We start from the raw sequence: 5,454 nt of genomic DNA, 5'->3' as shown, positions 1-5,454 counted from the left end.
GGTGGCAGCCGCGATCGAGCAGGCGCGGCCCGATCGGGTCTATCACCTGGCGGCCCAGAGCTACCCCAGCGAGTCGTGGGCCGCGCCCGTGACGACGCTCCAGGCCAATGTGATCGGCACAGTCAACGTGCTGGAGGCGGTTCGCCGCTTCGCTCCCGACGCGCGGGTACATGTCGCCGGATCGTCGGCGAGCTACGGCCTGATCCGTCCCGACGAGGTGCCGATCGGCGAGGAGCGCCCGCTGCGCCCGGTGTCGCCCTACGGCGTCTCGAAGGCGGCGCAGGAGATGCTGGGCTACCAGTACGCGCAGAACTACGGCATGAGCGTCTATCTGACGCGCTCGTTCAACCATATTGGATCGCGGCAGGACAGCAGAACGGCGGCGCAGACCTTTGCGCGGCAGATTGCCGAGGCCGAGGCCGGGCTGCGTCCGCCGGTGATCGACGTGGGCAACCTTGAGCCGCGCCGCGATTTTCTGGACGTGGCCGATGCCGTGCGCGGGCTGTGGCTGCTGCTTGAGCGTGGCAGGCCCGCCGAGGTCTATAACCTGTGCTCCGGCACAGCCCCGCAGGTGCGCGATCTGCTCGACATCTACCTGAGCCTGGCACAGGTTCCGGTCGAGGTGCGCGTCGATCCGCAGCGGCTGCGTCCCACCGACGAGCCGATCCTGCTCGGCGACAACTCCAAGCTGCGAGGCGCTACCGGCTGGGAGCCGCAGGTGCCGCTGGCTGAGTCGCTGCGCCGGATTCTGGACTACTGGCGGGAGCGGCTGCGCGACGAGCGCGGCGGTGGGCGCTCCGACACCTAGATTCTCCTTGGTGATGCAGAATCGGGCTGTTTCCCGAACAGGTTTTTGACCCCGCGCAAGGAGCGGCAAACGGTGCAGCAGACATCAGGGCAGCGGATGCTTCGTCCGCTGTACGTCGCGCCGATCGGCAAGGGCGGCGTGGACATCGGCATCAACAACATCACGCGAGCGGTCCGGCGGGCGGGCCACGACCCGACGCTGCGGCGGCTGCCGTATCTGCATAATTTCCTGCCGATGCTCGCGCCTCTGGGATTGGGCCGGGGCTGGTGGCGCGGCTACGACATCATCCAGGGCCGCTCGCGCGTGGCGTGGGCGCTCAAGCGTCGCGACGTGCCGCTGGTGACGACGGTGCATCACCTGACGACCGATCCGCTGTTGCAACCCTACGCATCCTGGCAGCAGCGCCTCTTCTACCGGCTGGTCGAATATACCTACGACGGCCTCTCCGTGCGGCGAGCCGACGCGGTGGTCTGCGTCAGCAAGTATACGCAGCAGCAGGTCGCGCTGACCTACGGCAAGCTCGATACGACAGTAGTTTACGACGGCATCGACACCGATGTTTTCGTGCCCACGCCCGACTGGAAGCGCACCGACCACGGCCTGCCGCAAACCGACGCGCGCATCCGTCTGCTGTTCGTCGGCAATCGCACCCGGCGCAAAGGCTTCGATCTGCTGCCCGCGATCATGGACCGGCTGCCATCCGATTATGTCTTGTTCTACACCTCGTCGTTTCAGGCGGTGCAGGCCGCGCCGCCGCATCCCCGGATGATCCCGATCGGCACGCCCGACCGCGATGGGCTGGTGGCAGCTTATCAGAGCTGCGACATCCTGCTCTTCCCGGCGCGCGTCGAGGGCTTTGGGATCGTCGCGGCGGAGGCGGGCGCGTGCGGCAGGCCCGTGGTGACGACCAATGCCTCGGCGCTGCCGGAGGTCGTCGACGACGGCGTGTCCGGGTTCGTGTGCCAGCGCGACGACGTGGACGATTTCGCGGCGCGGGTGCTGGCGCTCGGCAGCGATGCCGCGCTGCGGCACGTGATGGGCCAGCGCGGGCACGAGAAGATTGTGAGCTGCTTCGGCTACGATCAGCTTGCCGCCGGGCTGCTCGGCGTGTATGAGCGGCTGCTGAGCAAAGGGCACTGAACGCTGCGCAGATGGCTTGATCCGGCTCGATGATCGATCTGGCAGCGCAAAGCAGCAGCCCCTTCTCAGATCATGAGAAGGGGCCGCCACACGACCGGAGCGATCGGTTTATAGTGACGACTGGCGGCCTGGGGTCATCCTTGAAGACCCTCGTCAACCCGGCGATCAGCACATCGATCTGCTCCTCCGGCACGTCCAGCAGAACCTCAAACCCCTCTTCTCCCAGCGCGCTCGCCGCCTGCGTATCGAGCACGATCGCGAGTCGTTTGCCCTGAAGCTCGATCGTCCGAATCCCGCCATACTCCTCGGTGTAGAAGGGATGCTCCGCCGTAGTCCAGCGTCACAACCGCGCCGCCCTGCGCGATGACCGTCACCGATCAGCTTCGTCGTCGCTTAACCGCTGGCTGGCCGGCCACGGTCAGCGTGCGCTGGCGTCCGGCAGCATCGCAGGTGTAGCTCACGCTGCCCCGCGGCGGCGTCTCACTCAACACCTGATCCAGACCATCCTAGCTGTAGGCGCTCGTGCCGCTGTCGGAGTCGACCAGTTGTGTGAGTCGGCCCATGCCGCCGTAGGATGCGCTGATCGTGCTCTGGTAGCCGGCATGCATCTCGTGGTATCATAAGCGCCGTTTTGCATCAGCCAGGAGGTCCACGCACAAACGCGCCGCTGATGGTATCGCGGGGAGCAGCGGAGAAGGAGTGTCGATCATGCGTATGAAACACGCATTAACCACGCTGCACCAGGGCATTCGATGCAAATTGCCGCATCACAGATTGCAGCTTTGGTGTATCCCGATCATGCTTGCGATGCTTGTCAGCACGATCCTGATCGTGATCAGCTTCCGGCGTCCATTCGCGCAGCTCTACTCAGTCGAAGCATGGCTACGCCATGCGGTGGGCGTCTATGATCTTGAGCACACCAATGACTTTGCGTACGCTTTCACCGATGGCGATGCGCTGCTCACGTTTCCGGAGGTCGGGAGCGGTCGCTTTGTGGCCGCGCTTCAGCTCAGCAGCCCGCCCGGCACGGTGGCGGTTTCGGCGCGGATCGGCACGCACGCGCAGCAGGTCGATCTTAGCGCTGTCGAGCAGCTTCGCACCTATCATCTGCTGCTGCCCGCGAGCAAGGAGGGCCATCTACGGCTGGGGCTTACCAGCGGCGTGCAGCGCATCGCGCCCGATCCGCGTCCGCTTGGCTTGGTGGTCGGGAGTATCGCAGTACGGGCAGCGGACGCGGCGCTACCCGCATCCTTCCAGCTGATGACGACCCTGCTTGCGCTCAGCCTCTTCTGGCTGGCGCTGACTCCATTTCGGGCGACGGTGTATCGGAAAGCAATTCTCCTGCTGCTGATCGGGACGCTCTGTGGCGCAAGCTACGCGCTCACGCGCGGCGGTGTCGCGCTGCAAGGCCGGTGGATCGGGCTTGGCACTGCCGCTGTCGTCACCATGATCGTCTGGCGGCTGGAGTCGTGGGAGCGCATGACATCGCGGGGCGGCATCCTGCTGATCTGCGTGGCCTGGCGGGTAGCCCTGTGGCTCTTCGCGCTGGCAGGGCTGTGGCTGAGCGAGGCGGTCTGGCGGCAATGGCGTGGCTTTAGCTTCAGCTTCGGCCCACCGAGCAGCGACCTCGGCAGCCTTACGTGGCGGGCCGGAACTGTGGTCTGGATGAACTGGGACGGCGCGCATTATCAGGCCATCGCCGAGGCTGGCTACACCTTCGAGGGCGTGCCCTGGCCGAACATCGCGTTTTTCCCGCTCTACCCGCTGCTGATGCGCACCGTGATGGCTACAGCCAATGTCAGTAGCTCGGTCGCCGCGCTGCTCGTGTCGCACGCTGCGCTGCTGGTAGCGGTGCTCCTGCTGTACGATCTGCTGCTCCACGACTTTGGCAGGATCGTCGCCTACCGCGCGAACATCTTTCTGCTCGCCTTCCCGACATCGTTTTTCTTCGTCGCGGGCTACACCGAGTCGCTGGCACTGATGCTTACGGTTGCCGCCGTGTGGGCGATGCGCCGCCAGCGCTGGTGGCTGACGGGTGTGCTCGGCGGCTTGCTGGCGATGACGCGGGTGCCTGGTGTGCTGATCGCGCCCGTGCTTGGCCTGGTCTACCTGCAACACCAACAGTGGCGCTGGCGGTCGCTCCGGCTCGACCTGCTGGCTGTGCTCTTGCCGCCGCTCGGGCTTGCGCTGTTTATGCTGTACCAGTGGCGTGTCTTCGGCACGCCCTGGGCCTTCCTCATCGCTCAGCAGAGCTGGCAGAATGGCCTGGCACCGCCGTGGGTGATTCCACAGCAAATTGTCGAGGAGTTGGTCAAACCGTCGGGGTGGATGCAGGCGGCGCTGCAACTTGGCGTCTGGATCGGCGTGCTGGCGCTGGCGCTGGCTGCCCTGCGGCGGCTGCCGCTGGCCTATGGCCTGACCGGCTTCCTGCTGATCCTACCGGCCTACTTCGCAAACATTCGCGATAGCTTGCCGCGCCATGTGCTGATCAGCTTCCCGATCTTCGTCGTGCTGGCCCGCGAGGAACAGCCGCTCTGGCTGAGGTGGCTGCTGCTTGCGCTGCTGTTGCCGCTGCTTGCGCTGCTGACCATGCTGTATGTCAACGGCTTTTGGATCGCCTGAGGCCGCGATGCCAGCGCACATCGTAGCGCGCCGATGAATGAAGATTTCTTCATCGGCGCGCCGTCAACATCACATCTGTTCTACTCGACGGTGATGCCGTACCAATCCTTGAGATAGCGCTGCATTTCGTCGATCTCGGCGCTCTGCGTGGTGATGATGTTCTGCGCCAGCCTCTTCAGCTCAGGATACTCGGCCTTTTCGAGCGCCTGCTGCGCCATGGTGATCGCGTCCTCGTGATGCGGGATCATCATCTGCAAGAACATGCGGTCCCGATCGATACCGCCGCCCATCATCTGCTGCATCTGGCCCTGGCCCATCATGCCGCCGCCCATCATCTGCTGCATCATCGCCTCTTGCGAGGTGCTATCGCCGCCGTACCAGTCGCGCCGCCACTGCTGCATCTGCTCGATCTCGCGCTGCTGCGCGCTGATGATCCGCTGCGACAGATCGCGCAGCTCGGCGCGCTCGGTGTTGGCGATCATGTGCTGGGTCATCATCACGCCGTGCTGATGATGCACGATCATCTGGTCGAGGAAACGGCGGTCGAAGGGCTGATCGGCGTTAGTCGATGGGCTGCCCATCATGCCGTTCATCATCCCGCCATTCATCATGCCGTTCATCATCTGAGAACGATCGCCGCCCCAGTAGGCGTTCGGCAGGAAGCGCGGGCCTAGCGCGCCCAGCAGCAGCGCGGCGACGATCAGAGCCATGCCAGTCAGGCCAATCCACTTGCTCAACATGATCGTCTCCTTAGGCTTGCAGCACGTCGCGCGCTTGCTGATACTCTTCGCGGCTGATCTCGCCGCGCGCGTAGCGCTGGCTCAAGATCTCAAGCGCATTCGGACCCGGCGTTGCTCGCTGCGCCGGAAAGAGATTGCCGATCC

At 64.9% G+C, this 5,454-nt stretch carries 5 protein-coding genes; 3 read left to right on the top strand and 2 right to left on the bottom strand.

Annotated elements, in window-relative coordinates; translation table 11 throughout:
* Together VFZ66_21005 and VFZ66_21000 are read left to right on the top strand one after the other, a co-directional pair.
* Positions 1–808 (top strand): GDP-mannose 4,6-dehydratase (locus tag VFZ66_21005; protein HEX6291677.1); only part of this gene is annotated, 808 nt, incomplete at its 5' end.
* 72 nt (positions 809–880) lie between these two features.
* The gene (locus VFZ66_21000; protein HEX6291676.1) at positions 881–1,948 is read left to right on the top strand and encodes a glycosyltransferase family 4 protein; all 1,068 of its coding nucleotides are present in this window, start codon (positions 881–883) and stop codon (positions 1,946–1,948) included.
* 70 nt (positions 1,949–2,018) lie between these two features.
* On the opposite strand, the gene VFZ66_20995 is transcribed toward VFZ66_21000, so the two are convergent.
* Positions 2,019–2,201 carry a hypothetical protein gene (locus VFZ66_20995; GenBank protein HEX6291675.1) on the bottom strand — a complete coding sequence of 61 codons (183 nt, stop codon included), beginning with the start codon at positions 2,199–2,201 and terminating at the stop codon, positions 2,019–2,021.
* Between the two features lie 455 nt (positions 2,202–2,656).
* Between VFZ66_20995 and VFZ66_20990 the strand changes: the two genes are divergently transcribed.
* Positions 2,657–4,570: a mannosyltransferase family protein gene (locus VFZ66_20990; protein ID HEX6291674.1), complete on the top strand. Its 1,914-nt coding sequence runs from the start codon at positions 2,657–2,659 to the stop codon at positions 4,568–4,570.
* 80 nt (positions 4,571–4,650) lie between these two features.
* Here the strand turns inward: VFZ66_20990 and VFZ66_20985 are convergent, their stop codons facing one another.
* Positions 4,651–5,310, bottom strand: a complete 660-nt coding sequence (locus tag VFZ66_20985) for a DUF305 domain-containing protein (protein HEX6291673.1) — start codon at positions 5,308–5,310, stop codon at positions 4,651–4,653.
* Between the last annotated feature and the right edge of the window lie 144 nt (positions 5,311–5,454).

Source organism: Herpetosiphonaceae bacterium (genome assembly GCA_036374795.1).
Classification (GTDB): domain Bacteria; phylum Chloroflexota; class Chloroflexia; order Chloroflexales; family Kallotenuaceae; genus LB3-1.
The sequence above is the reverse complement of the archived record's forward strand: the minus strand, read 5'-3'. Positions and strand labels throughout refer to the sequence as shown.